Below are 14,883 nucleotides of genomic sequence, written 5' to 3' on the forward strand. Positions count from 1 at the left end.
CTGACACGGCAAGTGCCGCTTGCCCCCTTCCCCAAACCTCCGTCCCGCGAGCGGGACAGGGGCGCACTACCATGCCGCCCCACCGCGACACGATAGACTCTGGCGAAAACCGCTCTCCTTCTGCCCATGCCCGCTGCCCGCCATCTGCTGTCCGACTTCGTTACCCGCCAGTGGCAACGCCGCGGCTGGTTTGCCTGGCTGATGCTGCCGTTCGCCGGCGTGTTCGCTGCGATCAGCGGCCTGCGGCGGCTGGCGTACCGGCGCGGCTGGTTCAAGTCGACGCGGCTGCCGATGCCGGTGGTCGTGGTCGGCAACGTGACGGTGGGCGGCACCGGCAAGACGCCGGCGGTGATCGCGCTGGCCGATGCGCTGTGCGAGGCGGGGCTGCGTCCCGGCGTGGTCTCGCGCGGCTATGGCGTCAAGCTGGAACGGCCGCGCCGCGTCAAGGCGACCTCGAAGGCGGAAGACGTGGGCGACGAACCGCTGCTCATTGCCCGCTCGACCGACGTGCCGGTCTGGGTCTTTCCCGATCGGGTGGCCTGCGCGCAGGCGATGCTGGTCTCGCATCCGGGCATCAACGTGCTGCTGCTCGACGACGGCCTGCAGCACTATCGCCTGCAGCGCGATTTCGAGATCGTGATGTTCGACGGCCGCATGGGCGGGAATGGCTGGCTGCTGCCGGCCGGGCCGCTGCGCGAGCCGCTGTCGCGCCGCCGCGATGCCACGCTGATCAACGACCCGTATTTCCGCGCGACGCCGGACCGGCCCGAGGTCTACGGCATGCGGCTGGAACTGGAGCAGGCCTGGCAGCTGGCGGACCCGACCATGGTCCGTCCGCTGTCGACCTTTGCGGGACGGCGCGTGCTGGCGGCGGCCGGCATCGGCAATCCCGAACGCTTCTTCGCGAGCCTGCGCGGCGCGGGCCTGCAACCCGATACGCTGCCGCTGCCCGACCACTACGATTTCGCCGAGGACCCGTTCATCGACCATCCGGCCGCGCAGGCCGCCGAGGCGATCCTGATCACCGAGAAGGATGCCGTAAAATGCGACCGGCTTCGCGAGCCGCTTGACCCGCGCATCTGGGTCGTCCCCACCAGGCCCGTGATCGATCCGGGTCTGATCGATCGAATTCGCCGCACGGTCATCGCGCGCTGCCAGGCAGCGCCGACCGCGGCCACCGGCGCCGCCGCCGCGGCCAGCCAAACCAAGGAACACCAAGATGGACAACCGGCTGCTTGAAATCCTGGTTTGCCCGCTCTGCAAGGGCAAGCTCGAATACGACCGCGCCACGCAGGAGCTGATCTGCCATGCCGACAAGCTGGCCTATCCGATTCGCGACGGCATTCCGGTGATGCTGGCCGACGAAGCGCGCCAATCGGTGCCGGGCCGCGTCGTCGATCCGACCTGAGGGCGGGTTCGATGTCGCTTGCCGCTTCTGCCGCCCCTTCCACCGGGCAGTTCGCCGCGCAGTTCACCGCGCAGTTCACCGTCGTCATCCCCGCCCGCCTCGCGTCGACGCGTCTGCCCAACAAGCCGCTCGCCGATATCGGCGGCAAGCCGATGATCGTGCGGGTCGCCGAACGCGCCCTGGCCTCGTCGGCGCACCGCACCGTGGTCGCCACCGATGCCGACACGGTACGCGCGGCCTGCGCCGAGCATGGCATCGAAGCGGTACTGACGCGCGCGGACCATGCCACCGGCACCGACCGGCTGGCCGAAGTGGCCACCCTGCTGTCGCTGGGCGACGATGCGATCGTGGTCAATGTGCAAGGCGACGAACCGCTGATCGCGCCGGCACTGATCGACGCCGTGGCACGCCATCTGGCCGCGCATCCCGACTGCGCAATCGCCACCGCCGCGCATCCGCTGCACGAGGTCGGCGAGGTCTTCAATCCGAACGTGGTCAAGGTGGTGTGCGACAGCGCCGGCCGCGCGTTGTACTTCTCGCGCGCGCCGATTCCGTGGACGCGCGATGCCTGGTCCGGCGTGCCGTCGATGCCCGCAGCCAACGCACAAGTGCCGCTGCCCGAGATGCCGGTGCTGCGCCATATCGGCCTGTACGCCTATCGTGCCGGTTTCCTGCGCCGCTTCCCGACGCTGGCCGCGGCGCCGCTGGAGCAGACCGAAGCGCTCGAACAGCTGCGCGCGATGTGGCATGGCGAACGCATCGCGGTGCTGGTCACCGAGTCCGCGCCGGCGCCCGGCGTCGATACCCCGGCCGATCTGGAACGCGTGCGCGCGCTGTGGTCGGAGGCCGCGGCACAGTCGGGCCGCTGACCGCTGACCGGCGGAATCCCACACGGGGCCGGGCATTCGCCCGCTCCGGTTTACACACCGTTGACCGCCGCGGCAGGCCGATTTCCGGCTGCCTCGTGGCATAATGCTCGCCAATAAAGAGCCGCTGTCGCCGTCATTGCGGGCGACGACGCAAGCTCGGTGGGGAGATGAAGAAAGAGCCGTCCGGCTTGCGCCCATGCCCTGCGGCATGCGGACCGCACCGGTCAGCCGCCATGGCAGCGCCAGCGCGCCCGGCCATCGCGCGGTAAGCCACACGTCAAGATTCGGCGTTACCCTCCTTCCATTCCCCCGCTGTACCGGATTCAAAACTCTGAGGACCCGTAAATGCGTTTGATCCTGTTGGGCGCGCCCGGCGCCGGCAAAGGCACGCAAGCCAAGTTCATCTGCGAGAAGTTCGGCATCCCGCAGATCTCCACAGGCGACATGCTGCGCGCCGCCGTCAAGGCCGGTACCCCGCTGGGCGTCGAGGCCAAGAAGGTGATGGACGCGGGCGGACTGGTTTCCGACGACATCATCATCGGCCTGGTCAAGGACCGCCTGAAGCAGGACGATTGCCGCAACGGCTATCTGTTCGACGGCTTTCCGCGCACGATCCCGCAGGCCGAGGCGATGAAGGAAGCCGGCGTGCCGATCGACTACGTGCTGGAGATCGACGTGCCGTTCGACGCCATCATCGAACGCATGAGCGGCCGCCGGGTGCACGCCGCCTCGGGCCGCACCTACCATCTGAAGTACAACCCGCCCAGGACGACCGGTGTCGACGACGAAACCGGCGAGCCGCTGATCCAGCGCGACGACGACAAGGAAGAGACCGTGCGCAAGCGTCTCGATGTGTACGCGCAGCAAACCCGTCCACTGGTCGATTACTACTCGGACTGGGCCGCCAAGGGCGACCCCGGCGCCAGTGTCGCCCCGCCGCAGTACCGCAAGATCAGCGGCGTCGGTTCGGTGGACGAGATCACCACGCGCGTGTTCGAGGCGCTGAAGTAAGTCACCGAAGCCAAAGCACCGAATTCGGCGCAACCCGAACGAAGCAAAGGCGGCCATTGGCCGCCTTTTTCATTGCCTGTGCGCGGGGCAGCTAGCCACCATGCGCTGCGGGCCCCCGCTCGCCGGCCGTCTCCACCCGATGGAAGGTCCCCTCGCTCCAGGCCGACTGCGCGCCGTCGCCGTGCAGGTAGAGAAAGATCGTTCGATAGGCCAGCTCGAAGCCTGCATGCTTAAGCAGCGTGGTGGACAGCTTCGACATGCCCAGGGCCTGCAGCACGGCCGAGGTCTCCAGCCGCGCCGCCTTGCCGGCGATCTTGTCGGCCGCATCTTCGATCAGCAGCCGCCGCGTCAGCACCGCGGCCTGCCAATAGCGATTGGCGGGCAGCGCCGGAAATTCCCGCGGCAACGATTCGAGCTGCGCCAGGCTGCATTGCGACAACGTTTCGGCACACAGCCCACGCGCCGCGCCGCGCCGGACCGCGCGCGCCAGCAGCTTGTTCTCGCGGGAATCGGCACGGCTCTGCCCGAAGCGCCTGGCGATCTTGATCAACGTGAACAGGAACCAGGCGCCGCCGAGCACCACGCCGCCCGCCACCAGCAAGGTCCCGGCGGTGCTCACGAGCGCCACCGTACCCAATGTCAGCATCGTCGCGATACCCGCGCTCGACAGCAGCACGGTGCCGGCACCGTAGGCAATCCGCCCGACCGCCCAGCGCGCGAGTTCGACGGCGCGCTGGCGCCAGCGGCGCTGTCCGTCGGCAAACCAGCGCAGCGCCTTCGTGGCAGCGGGCGACTGCAGCCGCTTGCGCCGTGCCGGATCGGCCGACATCCGGCTCAGATTGTCGCCAACCGCCCGCCGGATCTGTTGCAACGTCGCCATGCGATGCCTCGCCTCGGCCAGTTCGCCGATACCGCAACCGACATGGGCCAGACCGATGGCCGCACCGAAGCCGAAGGAAAGCATCTCGGCGGGAATCATGCCCAAATCGAGCGGCGCCTGCCACGCGCTTTCCGCGAGCGGACTGGCTTCGTAGCCGACGCGCAGTCCTTGCAGGCCGCTGTCGCGCAGGCAGGCGATGGCGCTGCCGCGCAGCCGCTGCGTGGCGCGGCGATCGTCACGGCTGGCACCCTGATAGTCGAGCACGTCGGCGCAGTGCTGCCGAATGATGGCATCGCGCTCCCGATCGATGGCGGCGAGTTCGCGGTCGATGACACCCATTGCGGCCTGGCCGAGCGCGCAGGCGCCAGCGTTCCCTGCGGTCAGGGCATGGTGGAACGTGTCGTGCAGAAGCGGCGTTGCGTGCTGCCGCAGTCGATGCGCGGCGATGGCGGGCGCCGGTGCGCCCTCGGGCCGGTCCGGATTCGCGCGTGCCGTCGCCAGGCAAGCCCGGATCCAATGACGCGTCGCCTTCAGCGCAGCCTTGCGCCGCTCGACCTCGGCCGGCAGCCGGGAGTGGGCCAGCAGAGCCACCGCGCGCCGGTAGCGCGGCTCCGAGGCCGCGACGCGCCGCCAGGCCGCTAACTTGCCGGCCGCCGTCCCGACCAGATCCACCACGCCGAGCACGGCGTCGCCGGCCGGCAGCACCTCGCTGGCCTCGACCAGATTCGGAGAAATGGCGTCGGTGGATTCGAGCAGCGGCTCCACCTCCTGCACCGCCGACGACATCAACGAGACGCCGGTGGTATTCAGGCGCAGGCTCTGCCGCCCCGGCCGCAGATCGCGCAGGAACTGCCGCAAGGCACCTGGCTTTCCCTCCGGCTCGGCACAGTCTCGCTGGATCGCGTCATCTGGCGGCGCCATGCTGGCCGGTACAGCACCCCGGCCGGTGGCATCCGCCGCCTGATTCGGCCTTGGCGATGGCGGACCGCTGCAAATCCATGAGGTGTGGAACTCGCTCACTGCAGACTCCCGATGTGTGGCGTGGGCGCACTCTAGCCAGATGCGGCGGCAACATCTCGTCCGAATGATCCCGGGCTTACGATTCTCGTGACGGCTATCGGCGTATGGGCTGGGCCTTTACAATACGGCGCGATGCTTGACGTTTACGTAAACGTTATGCTGCGCGTCATGTTTCGGCGCCGGTGCGGTGTCGGTCGGCGCCCCCAACCCCGAGGAGACAATCCATGCAGATCCGAGACAACGTATTCATCGTCACCGGCGGCGCTTCCGGCCTGGGTGCGGGCACCGCCCGCATGCTCGCCGAGCAGGGCGGCAAGGTCGTCATCGCCGACCTGAACGAGGCTGCCGGCACGGCGCTGGCCGAAGAACTGGGCGGCCGCTTCGTCCGCTGCGACGTGACCTCGGAAACCGATGGCCAGGCCGTGGTCGACACCGCGGTGGGGCTCGGACGCCTGGCCGGTCTGATCAACTGCGCCGGCATCGCGACCGCCAACAAGACCGTCGGCAAGAACGGTCCGCATCCGCTCGATGCCTTCGAGAAGACCATCCGCATCAATCTGATCGGCACCTTCAACATGATCCGGCTGGCCGCCGCGGCGATGGTGCAGAACGCGCCGGACGACGGCGGCGAGCGCGGCATCATCGTCAACACCGCGTCGGTGGCGGCGTTCGACGGCCAGATCGGCCAGGCCGCGTATGCCGCCTCGAAGGGCGGCGTGGTCGGCATGACGCTGGCGGTGGCCCGCGATCTGTCGCGCGACGGCGTGCGCTGCATGACGATCGCCCCGGGCATCTTCGAGACGCCGATGCTGCTCGGCATGCCGCAGGAGGTGCAGGACGCGCTGGGCAAGATGGTGCCGTTCCCGCCGCGGCTCGGCCGTCCGGCCGAATACGCGCAACTGGTGCAGGCCATCATCGGCAACACCATGCTCAATGGCGAGGTGATCCGGCTGGACGGTGCGATCCGGATGCAGCCGAAGTAAGGCGGCCGGTGCGGAACGGCGGTCCGGCGGCATCCGGCATCCCGCGGCGGTCCGGGGCGGTCCGGCGGCGCGCCGGTACCCGTCGCGGCGGGCCGATTGTGCTTTACATGACACGGTGGCTGATCGCAGTGACTACAATCGCTGTACCTGATCCGTCTCATGGGAGTCCAGCATGCCGCCACGTTCGCCGGTTTCGCCGTTCCGTTCCACCGCAGGCGCCGTCACGCGCGTGCCCTCCGCCGCCATGCTGGCCGGGGCGCTGACCGCCCTGCTGCTGTCCGGCTGCGCGGCCCGCCAGGCCGGTCAGGAATCCGGTGCCGAGGCGGCCCCCGCCGCCAGCACAACCTCGAGCACCGGCGCCACCGCCAGCACCACCGCCCTGCCCCCCGCGCCCGAAGGCGCTTCCGGCTGGACCGACAAGCCGGGCTGGACCGCCAGTTCCTTCATGGTGGCCGCCGCCAATCCGCTCGCCACGCAGGCCGGCTACGACATGCTCAAGGCGGGCGGCACCGCCATCGACGCGGCCATCGCCACGCAGATGGTGCTGAATCTGGTCGAGCCCAACTCCTCGGGCATCGGCGGCGGCGCCTTCCTGATGCATTTCGACGGCAAGCAGGTGCAGGCCTTCGACGGCCGCGAAACCGCGCCGGCCGCCGCCACCGACCGCCTGTTCTATGGCCCCGACGGCAAGGTGGTGCCGTTCCGGCAAGGGCTGGTCGGCGGCCGCTCCGTCGGCGCGCCCGGCGTGCTGCGCATGCTGGAACTGGCGCATCGCCAGCACGGCAAGCTGCCGTGGCGGCGGCTGTTCGAGCCGGCAATCCGGCTGGCCGAACAAGGCTTTGCGATCAGCCCGCGGCTGGCGACGATCATCGCGCAGGACCAGGACCTGATGAAGGATCCGACCGCGCGCGCCTACTTCTACAACGCCGACGGCACGCCCAAGGCGGCCGGCACGGTGCTGCGCAATCCGGAGCTGGCGGCGGTGCTGCGCAGCGTCGCGACACGCGGCGCCGACGCCTTCTACCGGGGCGATGTGGCGCGCGATATTGCCGCCAAGGTCCGCTCGCATCCGACCAATCCCGGCCTGCTGACCGCCAGGGACATCGCCGACTACCGCCCCAAGGTGCGGCAACCGATCTGCACCGACTATCGCCGCTGGACCGTCTGCGGCATGCCGCCGCCGTCGTCGGGCGGCATCGCGGTGGCGCAGATGCTGGGCATCCTGCAGGCGCTGCCGCCCGCGCGGCAGATCGGCTCCGCCCAGCCGCAGCGCAACGCCGTCGGCCTGGAGCCGTCTGTCGAAGGCGCGCATCTATTCTCCGAAGCGGGCCGGCTGGCCTACGCCGATCGCAATCAATACGTCGCCGATACCGATTTCGTGCCGCTGCCCGGCGGCGACTGGCGCAGCCTCGTCGATCCGCGCTATCTGGCCAGCCGCGCCGCGCTGGTCGGCGAACGCAGCATGGGCAAGGCCAGCGCCGGCACGCCGGCCGGCGCCACGGTGGCGATGGGGCGCGACCGCGCGCCCGAGTTTCCGTCGACCTCGCATATCTCGGTGGTGGACCGCTACGGCAATGCGCTGTCGATGACCACCACCATCGAGGACCAGTTCGGCTCGCGCCAGATGGTGCGCGGCTTCCTGCTGAACAATCAGCTGACCGACTTTTCCTTCGTCGCGGAGGAGGACGGCAAGCCGGTGGCCAACCGCGTGCAGCCGGGCAAGCGGCCGCGCTCGTCGATGGCGCCGACGCTGGTGTTCGATCGGCAAACCCGCGAACTGGTGATGACGGCGGGCTCGCCCGGCGGCTCGGCCATCATCAACTACGTGGCCAAGACGCTGGTCGGCACGCTGGACTGGGGGCTGAACGTGCAAGAGGCCATTTCGCTGCCGAACGTGGGCTCGCGCAACGGCCCGACCGAGCTCGAAAAGGGTCGCGTGTCGGACGGGCTGGTGGAAGGGCTGAAGGCGCGCGGCCACGACGTGCGCGTGATGGACCAGACCTCGGGCCTGCAGGGGATCATGCGGGTGCGCGTGAACGGCAAGCCGATGTGGTTCGGCGGCGCGGATCCGCGGCGGGAAGGCGTGGCGATGGGGGATTGAGGGGCGATGGCGGCGGCGGCATGACGACCGCCGCTGCCCTCTCCGCTGCCCTCTCCCCCGCCCCTCTCCCGGTCCCCGTAACCTCAAGCCGCCGGAATCGGCATCGTCCTGACCATCTCCCACACTGCCGCCGCCGCGGGCGACAGCGACCGGTCTTCGCGGCGGACCATCACGATGCGCCGCTCCTCCTGCGGCACCAGCTGGCGCCATACCAGGTTGGAATCGGCCGGCAGCGGCAGCGAGAACGACGGCAGCACCGACGCGCCGATGCCCGCCTGCACCATGCCGAACACGCTGGCCGAGTGGCCCAGCTCCTGCACGACCCGCGGCGTCACGCCGTGCATCGCGAAGACGCGGTCGATCAGCGGCCGGCTGCCGGAGGCGAAATCGAGCAGCACGAGCGGCACGCCGTCGAGCGCCGACCACGACACGGTGTCGCGCTTGGCCAACGGGTCGTCGTCGCGGCAGACGAAGCAGAACGGATCGGTGCCCAGCGGCACCGTTTCCAGCCCTTCGCTGGCGAGCGGGTCGATCAGCACGCCGAAGTCCACCGCGCCGGCGCGAATCTGCTCGAGCCCGTCGGCCTGCACGTTGTCGCGCACCGACAGCCGCACCTCCGGATATTGCCGCGCACAGGCGGCGACATAGAGCGGCATCAGCCGCGCCGAGATGGTGGGCGCGCTGGCAATCACCACCCTGCCGCGGTAGCGCTCACCGAGCTGCCGGGTCTCTTCCAGCGTGTCGTCGAGCTGCCCCAGCAGCCGCTCCAGTGCCGGCACCAGAGCCTGCCCGGCATCGGTCAGCACCACCTCGCGCGTGGTGCGGTCCAGCAGGCGCAAGCCAAGCGCCTCCTCGAGCTCGGCCACGCCGCGGCTGACCGCAGGTTGGGTCAGCCCCACCGCGTCCGCCGCGCGGCTGAAACTGCCGTGCGACGCCACTGCCAGGAAGACCCGCAACTGCCGCAACGTGTAATTCATGCGTTGACCATATCAATGAATACGACAAATGAATTTGCATTCTAGACAGGACTATCGTCCAATACCAGCGTTAACCCTGATTCCACCGTTTTCTGTCGATTTCTTTTTCTTTTAACCCAGTCGTCCCGGCGCGCCGCTCCGGTGCGCTTCTGTCCACGCAGTCATGTCCTTCCTGTTGACCCCGTTCAAGAAACTCTACGATCTGATCGACGGCTTCGTGCTGATCATGCTTGCCGCCATCGCGCTGGCCCTGGCCGCGCCGGAGTTCGGCACCGGCGACGGTCCGCTCCACCTGGGGCTGGTTACCAGTCTCGGCGTCGCGCTGGTGTTCTTCCTGCACGGCGCCGCGCTGTCGCGCGAGAAGCTGGTCGCCGGCGCACGCCACTGGCGCCTGCATACCTTCGTGCAGGTCTTCACCTACGTGGTGTTCCCGCTGATCGGCGCCGCGCTGATGTTCGCGCTGCACGACCGCGTGCCGGCCGACCTGCTGCTGGGCGTGTTCTTCCTGTGCGCGCTGCCGTCGACGGTCTCGTCCTCGGTGGCGATGACCTCGATGGCGCGCGGCAACGTGCCCGGTGCGATCTTCAACGCGACGATCTCCGGGCTGATCGGCATGGCGCTGACCCCGCTGCTGATGGGCCTGGTGATCAGCGCCAGCGGCGCCTCGATGCCGCTCGGCAAGGCGCTGACCGGCGTGGCGCTGCAGCTGCTGCTGCCGTTCGCGCTGGGCCAGCTGGCCCGTCCGGTGATCGGCGCCTGGCTGGGCCGGCACAAGCCCATCACCAGCAAGATCGACCGCGGCGTGATCGTGCTGATCGTCTATTCGTCGTTCTGCGATGCCACCGCCGAGGGCCTGTGGCACCAGTACAGCTGGCAGACCATCGCCGCCGTGATGGCGCTGGCCGCGGTGCTGCTGTTCGCGATCCTGGCCACCACGACGTTCGTCGCGCGTCGCCTCGGCTTCTCGATCGAGGACGAGATCACCGCGGTGTTCTGCGGCTCGAAGAAGAGCCTGGCCAACGGCATCCCGATGGCGAAGATCCTGTTCGCCGGTCACCCGGCGCTGGGCCTGCTGGTGCTGCCGCTGATGGTCTATCACCAGCTGCAGCTGATCGTCTGCTCGGTGATGGCGTCGCGCTATGCCAATCGGGAGCAGATCGAAGGCGCGGTCGCGCGCGCGTGACAGCCTGATCCACGCCCCGGGCCTCGCCCGATGAAAAAAGGCCGGCAAATTCGTTTGCCGGCCTTTTTTCGCTTGCCGCAGGACGCTCACACCGACGGGCTGCGCGCCAACGGGGGGTTGCGCGCGAAATAGCCGCGGATGCCGCGCAGGATCGCGTTGGCCAGCTGCTCCTGGTGGGCCTCGTCGTTGAGCTTGCGCTCTTCCTCCGGGTTGCTGATGAACGCGGTCTCGATCAGGATCGACGGGATATCGGGCGCCTTCAGCACGGCAAACCCGGCCTGCTCGACATGCGCCTTGTGCAGCCGGTGCAGGCTGCCGATCTCCGACAGCACCGCCTTGCCGACCTGCAGGCTGTCGTTGATCTGCGCGGTGGTCGACAGATCCAGAAGCACGCGCGCGACCTGCGCGTCCTTGTTGTTCATGTTGGCACCGCCGATCAGGTCGGCAGCGTTTTCCTTGTTGGCCAGCCAGCGCGCCGCCGAGCTCGAGGCGCCCCGCTCGGACAGCGCGAACACCGACGCGCCGCGCGCCTCCGGCTTGATGAAGGCGTCCGCATGGATCGACACGAACAGATCCGCCTTGACCCGGCGCGCCTTCTGCACGCGCACGTTCAGCGGCACGAAGAAGTCCGCGTCGCGCGTCATCATCGCCCGCATATTGGGCTGCGCATCGATCTTGGCGCGCAGGCGCTTGGCGATCTGCAGCACCACGTCCTTCTCGCGCGAGCCAGCGGCGCCGATCGCGCCGGGGTCCTCGCCGCCGTGGCCAGGGTCGATCGCCACCGTCAGCAGCCGGCGCATCTTCAAGCGCGACGGCGCGGGATCGTCGGCGGGGTCGCTCTTGCCGGGCTTGTCCTGCGCCAGCGGCGCGTTGTGCTGCGGCGGCTGGCCTGGCGCGGTCCCGGCGGGCGGCTTCGGCTTGCTGGCCGCGACCGGCGGGTTGGCCGGCACCGGCGGCGTGGCGGGCGTCTTCGCCTGGTCCTCGAACTGGCGCACCAGCGCGGCGATCGCATCCTCCTCGCTGCTCGACGGTGCGCCCGCCACACTGTCGGCGCCCTCGCCCGACGGCGTCGAGGCGAAGCGGCGCTGCTTGTCCTCGGTCTCGCGCACCAGCTTCCACAGCGGATCGGGCGGATTGACCGGATAGAGATCGAACACCAGGCGGTTCTGATACTGGCCGATCGGCGCCAGCGTGAAGACCTGCGGCGAGACGTCTTCCTTCAGGTCGAACACCAGCCGAACCACGCGCGGCCGGTTCTGGCCGACGCGCACCGACTGGATATAAGGATCGTTGGGGGTGATCTTGGCGACGAGCTCGCGCAGCGTCGGCGACAGGTCCAGGCCGTCGATATCGACGACCAGCCGATCGGGATTGCGCACCATCGTGTGGACCGCGGCCAGGCGCTGGTCCGATTCGATGGTGACGCGCGTATAGTCCTCGGCCGGCCACACACGTACCGCGACGATGCCCGCGCCGGCCGCGATCTGCGGACCCGCCAGCGTCAGCACGACCGTTCCGGCGCCGGCTTTCAGGCATTGCGCCAGCCATTTGCGGCGGGCGAGCAGCAGTTCATCGGGGCGGTCGGTGGCGAGGCGCTTGATCAGCATGCGTGCAGCAGGAGAAGTCCGGTTGGAGTATAGGCCCGCAGAATCGCGACTCGCCGATCGGCGGCCTCATCGCTGGGCGAGGTGTCCGATTGGAGCAACAGGTGCAGGTCGGGTTCCCCAAGCAGCGATGCGGCCTTCTCCGGCCACTCGACCAGATTGAAGGCCGGCTCGGCAAAACAGTCGCGAAATCCCGCGTCCAGCCATTCCTCGGGATCGGCGAAGCGATAGAGATCGAAGTGATAGACGGTCAGCGGCGAACCGTCGGCGCGTGCGACCTGATACGGCTCGCACAGCGTGTAGGTCGGGCTGCGGACCTTGCCGGCATGGCCCAGCGCGCGCAGCACGGCGCGCGACAGCGTGGTCTTGCCCGCGCCGAGATCGCCCGAGAGCTGGACGTGCACGGTCTGCGGCGGCAAACCGCGCACCGCGCCGGCCAGCGCCGCGCCGAGGCGGTCGGTGGCCGCTTCGTCGGGCAGGATCACGGTGCGTTCTTCGAGCAGGGGCATTGCGTACAATTCAGGGATGATCGACCGAGCAGCACAGGCGCCTGACGCCGTTCTCAGCGGGACGCCAGCGGCGCAGCACGCCACCGGCGCGGACCCGCATGCGCTGGTCGCGCAGATTCGCGCCTGGGGCGCGGCGCTCGGCTTCGACGACGTGCGCGTCGCCGATGTGGACCTGAGCCATGCCGAAGCGGGACTGCTGGCGTGGCTGGCGCAGGGCTGCCATGGCGACATGGATTATATGGCGAACCATGGCGTCAAGCGCGCGCGGCCGGCGGAACTGGTGCCCGGCACGGTGCGCGCGATCGTGGCGCGCATGCCTTATCTGCCCGCCTCCACGCATGACGAAGACGTCGGCAACGACGGCGATCGCGACGGCTGGCGCGAGCGCGAATTCGCGCGCCTGGCGCAGGTCGAGGCCGGCGGCACCGCAGCCACCGTCTCGCTGTACGCGCGGGGCCGCGACTATCACAAGGTCCTGCGCGCGCGCCTGCAGCAGCTGGCCGGCCGCATCGAGGCCGCGATCGGGCCGTTCGGCTATCGCGTGTTCACCGACTCGGCGCCGGTGATGGAGGTCGCGCTGGCCGGCCAGGGCGGCCTGGGCTGGCGCGGCAAGCATACGCTGCTGCTGGACCGCGACGGCGGCTCGATGTTCTTCCTCGGCGAGATCCTGGTCGATCTGCCGCTGCCGGCGGACCCGCCCGCCTCCGCGCACTGCGGCCAGTGCCGCCGCTGCATCGACATCTGTCCGACCCAGGCGATCGTCGGGCCGTACCGGCTCGATGCGCGCCGCTGCATCTCCTACCTCACCATCGAGCACAAGGGCGCGATTCCCGAAGCGTTGCGCGCGCCGATGGGCAACCGCGTCTACGGCTGCGACGACTGCCAGCTGGCCTGCCCGTGGAACAAGTTCGCGCACCGCTCGACGCTGCCCGACTTCGACGTGCGCAACGGCTTCGATGCGCCCGACATGGTCGAGCTGTTCGGCTGGAGCGAGGAAGAATTCAATCGGCGCCTGGAAGGCAGTCCGATCCGGCGCATCGGCCATGAACGCTGGCTGCGCAATCTGGCGGTGGGCCTGGGCAATGCGCTGCGCGGTGCAGCCGAGCCGGCGCAGGCGCAGCGCATCGGCGCTGCCTTGCAGGCGCGCGCCGACCATCCGTCCGAGCTGGTGCGCGAGCATGTGGCATGGGCGCTCGCACAGCGGCCATCGCCGCCACAGCGACCTCCGCAGCAGCGCCCTAGCTGACCAGCGACAGCCACAGCGGCGCCGTGAAGATCGCGGCCACCGTCATCACCGAAATTGCCGCGGCCACCATCGGCCCGTTGCCTCCCATGCGCACCGCGAGGATATACGCGCTCGATGCGGTCGGCATCGCGGCATAGAGCACCGCGATCTGCAGCTGCAGCGGCGACAGCGGCAGATGCCGGCCGATCACCCAGGCAAAGGCGGGCATCGCCAGCAGCTTGACCCCGGTCCACCACGCGACCGGCCCGACCGTGCCGACCGCGCCGCGCATCTGCAGACCGGCACCGACCGTCATCAGGCCCAGCGCGGTCGAGGCCGAACCGAGCCGGGCCAGCGTCATGCCAAGGACCTCGGGCGGATGCAGGCCGATCAGGTTGGTGACCAGGCCGCCCGCAGTGGCGAGGATCAGCGGATTGCGCGCCAGCTCGCGCCACAGCCGCGCCTCGCCGTGCCGGGCCAGCGCCCACACCGCGGCGACATTGCACATCGGCACCACGCAGCCGACGATCACCGCCATCATCGCCAGCCCTTCGCTGCCGCCCAGCCGCGCGGCCAGCGCCAGCGCGATATACGAGTTGAAGCGGAACGCGGTCTGCAGGCCCGAGGCAAAATCGATCGGATCCGGCCGCAGCACCCATTTGACGGTGTAGCCCGCGGCCATGCCGAACACCGTGGTCAGCACCGCCAGTCCGAGCATCGCCGAGGTGGTCGAGAAATCGAATACCGCGCTGTTGGTAGCCTGCAGCAGCAGCGCGGGGAACAGGACGAAATACACCAGGCGTTCCACGCCGGACCAGAAACCGCGATCGAACGCGGTATAGCGCACCAGCAGCCATCCGATCAGGATCAGGCTGAAATCGGGCACCATCAGCAGAGCAGGCGACATCGGCGTCTTGTTGTTGTGGGGACGCGGGGGCGCGTCGATGGATGTCAGGAAGGATGGCAGGAGCCCGTGCGGACGGCGTTCCGGAACCGGTCCGGTGTGCGCCCTAGGGCAGATACGGATTGGTATTGTTTCAGAAAACCCGGAAGATGGCACGCTCCGGATTTCCGTCGATCTCATTCAGCCTCCCTTTCCGTTCTCGATGTACC

At 69.1% G+C, this 14,883-nt stretch carries 13 protein-coding genes; 8 read left to right on the top strand and 5 right to left on the bottom strand.

Annotated elements, in window-relative coordinates; translation table 11 throughout:
* Positions 1 to 126 precede the first annotated feature (126 nt).
* From lpxK to adk, 4 genes are all read left to right on the top strand, one after another.
* Positions 127 to 1,239, top strand: a complete 1,113-nt coding sequence (gene lpxK / locus HTY53_RS20500; RefSeq protein ID WP_174108401.1) for a tetraacyldisaccharide 4'-kinase — start codon at positions 127 to 129, stop codon at positions 1,237 to 1,239.
* Positions 1,220 to 1,408 carry a Trm112 family protein gene (locus tag HTY53_RS20505; RefSeq protein ID WP_174108402.1) on the top strand — a complete coding sequence of 63 codons (189 nt, stop codon included), beginning with the start codon at positions 1,220 to 1,222 and terminating at the stop codon, positions 1,406 to 1,408. The genes lpxK and HTY53_RS20505 overlap by 20 nt, the downstream gene beginning before the upstream one ends.
* Positions 1,409 to 1,419: 11 nt before the next feature.
* Complete coding sequence (gene kdsB, locus HTY53_RS20510) at positions 1,420 to 2,277, top strand: 3-deoxy-manno-octulosonate cytidylyltransferase (RefSeq protein WP_174108403.1); 858 nt, start codon at positions 1,420 to 1,422, stop codon at positions 2,275 to 2,277.
* A 345-nt stretch (positions 2,278 to 2,622) separates the two neighbouring features.
* The gene (gene adk / locus HTY53_RS20515; protein ID WP_174108404.1) at positions 2,623 to 3,288 is read left to right on the top strand and encodes an adenylate kinase; all 666 of its coding nucleotides are present in this window, start codon (positions 2,623 to 2,625) and stop codon (positions 3,286 to 3,288) included.
* Between the two features lie 91 nt (positions 3,289 to 3,379).
* Here adk and HTY53_RS20520 read toward each other — a convergent pair whose 3' ends face one another.
* Positions 3,380 to 5,089, bottom strand: a complete 1,710-nt coding sequence (locus HTY53_RS20520; RefSeq protein ID WP_174108405.1) for a hypothetical protein — start codon at positions 5,087 to 5,089, stop codon at positions 3,380 to 3,382.
* A 323-nt stretch (positions 5,090 to 5,412) separates the two neighbouring features.
* Between HTY53_RS20520 and HTY53_RS20525 the strand changes: the two genes are divergently transcribed.
* On the top strand, positions 5,413 to 6,171 hold the full coding sequence (locus tag HTY53_RS20525; RefSeq protein ID WP_174108406.1) for a 3-hydroxyacyl-CoA dehydrogenase: 759 nt from the start codon (positions 5,413 to 5,415) through the stop codon (positions 6,169 to 6,171).
* 172 nt (positions 6,172 to 6,343) lie between these two features.
* On the top strand, positions 6,344 to 8,272 hold the full coding sequence (gene ggt / locus HTY53_RS20530) for a gamma-glutamyltransferase (RefSeq protein WP_254600046.1): 1,929 nt from the start codon (positions 6,344 to 6,346) through the stop codon (positions 8,270 to 8,272).
* An 83-nt stretch (positions 8,273 to 8,355) separates the two neighbouring features.
* On the opposite strand, the gene HTY53_RS20535 is transcribed toward ggt, so the two are convergent.
* Positions 8,356 to 9,249 carry a LysR family transcriptional regulator gene (locus tag HTY53_RS20535; RefSeq protein WP_174108407.1) on the bottom strand — a complete coding sequence of 298 codons (894 nt, stop codon included), beginning with the start codon at positions 9,247 to 9,249 and terminating at the stop codon, positions 8,356 to 8,358.
* Positions 9,250 to 9,412: 163 nt separating this feature from the next.
* Here HTY53_RS20535 and HTY53_RS20540 point away from each other — a divergent pair, with 163 nt between their 5' ends.
* Positions 9,413 to 10,432: a bile acid:sodium symporter family protein gene (locus HTY53_RS20540; RefSeq protein ID WP_174108408.1), complete on the top strand. Its 1,020-nt coding sequence runs from the start codon at positions 9,413 to 9,415 to the stop codon at positions 10,430 to 10,432.
* 86 nt (positions 10,433 to 10,518) lie between these two features.
* On the opposite strand, the gene HTY53_RS20545 is transcribed toward HTY53_RS20540, so the two are convergent.
* Positions 10,519 to 12,039: an N-acetylmuramoyl-L-alanine amidase gene (locus HTY53_RS20545; protein ID WP_174108409.1), complete on the bottom strand. Its 1,521-nt coding sequence runs from the start codon at positions 12,037 to 12,039 to the stop codon at positions 10,519 to 10,521.
* A complete protein-coding gene (gene tsaE / locus HTY53_RS20550) occupies positions 12,033 to 12,545 on the bottom strand; it encodes a tRNA (adenosine(37)-N6)-threonylcarbamoyltransferase complex ATPase subunit type 1 TsaE (RefSeq protein ID WP_174108410.1) in 513 nt (170 codons plus the stop codon). Before tsaE ends, HTY53_RS20545 begins: the two co-directional genes overlap by 7 nt.
* 16 nt (positions 12,546 to 12,561) lie before the next feature.
* On the opposite strand from tsaE, the gene queG reads away from it, so the two are divergent.
* The gene (queG, locus tag HTY53_RS20555; RefSeq protein ID WP_174108411.1) at positions 12,562 to 13,791 is read left to right on the top strand and encodes a tRNA epoxyqueuosine(34) reductase QueG; all 1,230 of its coding nucleotides are present in this window, start codon (positions 12,562 to 12,564) and stop codon (positions 13,789 to 13,791) included.
* Here queG and HTY53_RS20560 read toward each other — a convergent pair.
* Positions 13,784 to 14,677, bottom strand: a complete 894-nt coding sequence (locus HTY53_RS20560) for an AEC family transporter (RefSeq protein WP_174108412.1) — start codon at positions 14,675 to 14,677, stop codon at positions 13,784 to 13,786. The genes queG and HTY53_RS20560 overlap by 8 nt on opposite strands.
* Positions 14,678 to 14,883 lie beyond the last annotated feature (206 nt).

The organism is Cupriavidus gilardii (assembly GCF_013314895.1).
Classification (GTDB): Bacteria; Pseudomonadota; Gammaproteobacteria; order Burkholderiales; family Burkholderiaceae; genus Cupriavidus; species Cupriavidus gilardii_C.

Coding starts and splice junctions, on each gene's coding strand:
- HTY53_RS20545 (WP_174108409.1), bottom strand. CDS start 12,039: ATGCTGATCAAGCGCCTCGCCACCGACCGCCCCGATGAACTGCTGCTC.
- kdsB (WP_174108403.1), top strand. CDS start 1,420: ATGTCGCTTGCCGCTTCTGCCGCCCCTTCCACCGGGCAGTTCGCCGCG.
- HTY53_RS20540 (WP_174108408.1), top strand. CDS start 9,413: ATGTCCTTCCTGTTGACCCCGTTCAAGAAACTCTACGATCTGATCGAC.
- tsaE (WP_174108410.1), bottom strand. CDS start 12,545: ATGCCCCTGCTCGAAGAACGCACCGTGATCCTGCCCGACGAAGCGGCC.
- HTY53_RS20505 (WP_174108402.1), top strand. CDS start 1,220: ATGGACAACCGGCTGCTTGAAATCCTGGTTTGCCCGCTCTGCAAGGGC.
- HTY53_RS20520 (WP_174108405.1), bottom strand. CDS start 5,089: ATGGCGCCGCCAGATGACGCGATCCAGCGAGACTGTGCCGAGCCGGAG.
- HTY53_RS20525 (WP_174108406.1), top strand. CDS start 5,413: ATGCAGATCCGAGACAACGTATTCATCGTCACCGGCGGCGCTTCCGGC.
- lpxK (WP_174108401.1), top strand. CDS start 127: ATGCCCGCTGCCCGCCATCTGCTGTCCGACTTCGTTACCCGCCAGTGG.
- adk (WP_174108404.1), top strand. CDS start 2,623: ATGCGTTTGATCCTGTTGGGCGCGCCCGGCGCCGGCAAAGGCACGCAA.
- HTY53_RS20560 (WP_174108412.1), bottom strand. CDS start 14,677: ATGTCGCCTGCTCTGCTGATGGTGCCCGATTTCAGCCTGATCCTGATC.
- HTY53_RS20535 (WP_174108407.1), bottom strand. CDS start 9,249: ATGAATTACACGTTGCGGCAGTTGCGGGTCTTCCTGGCAGTGGCGTCG.
- queG (WP_174108411.1), top strand. CDS start 12,562: ATGATCGACCGAGCAGCACAGGCGCCTGACGCCGTTCTCAGCGGGACG.
- ggt (WP_254600046.1), top strand. CDS start 6,344: ATGCCGCCACGTTCGCCGGTTTCGCCGTTCCGTTCCACCGCAGGCGCC.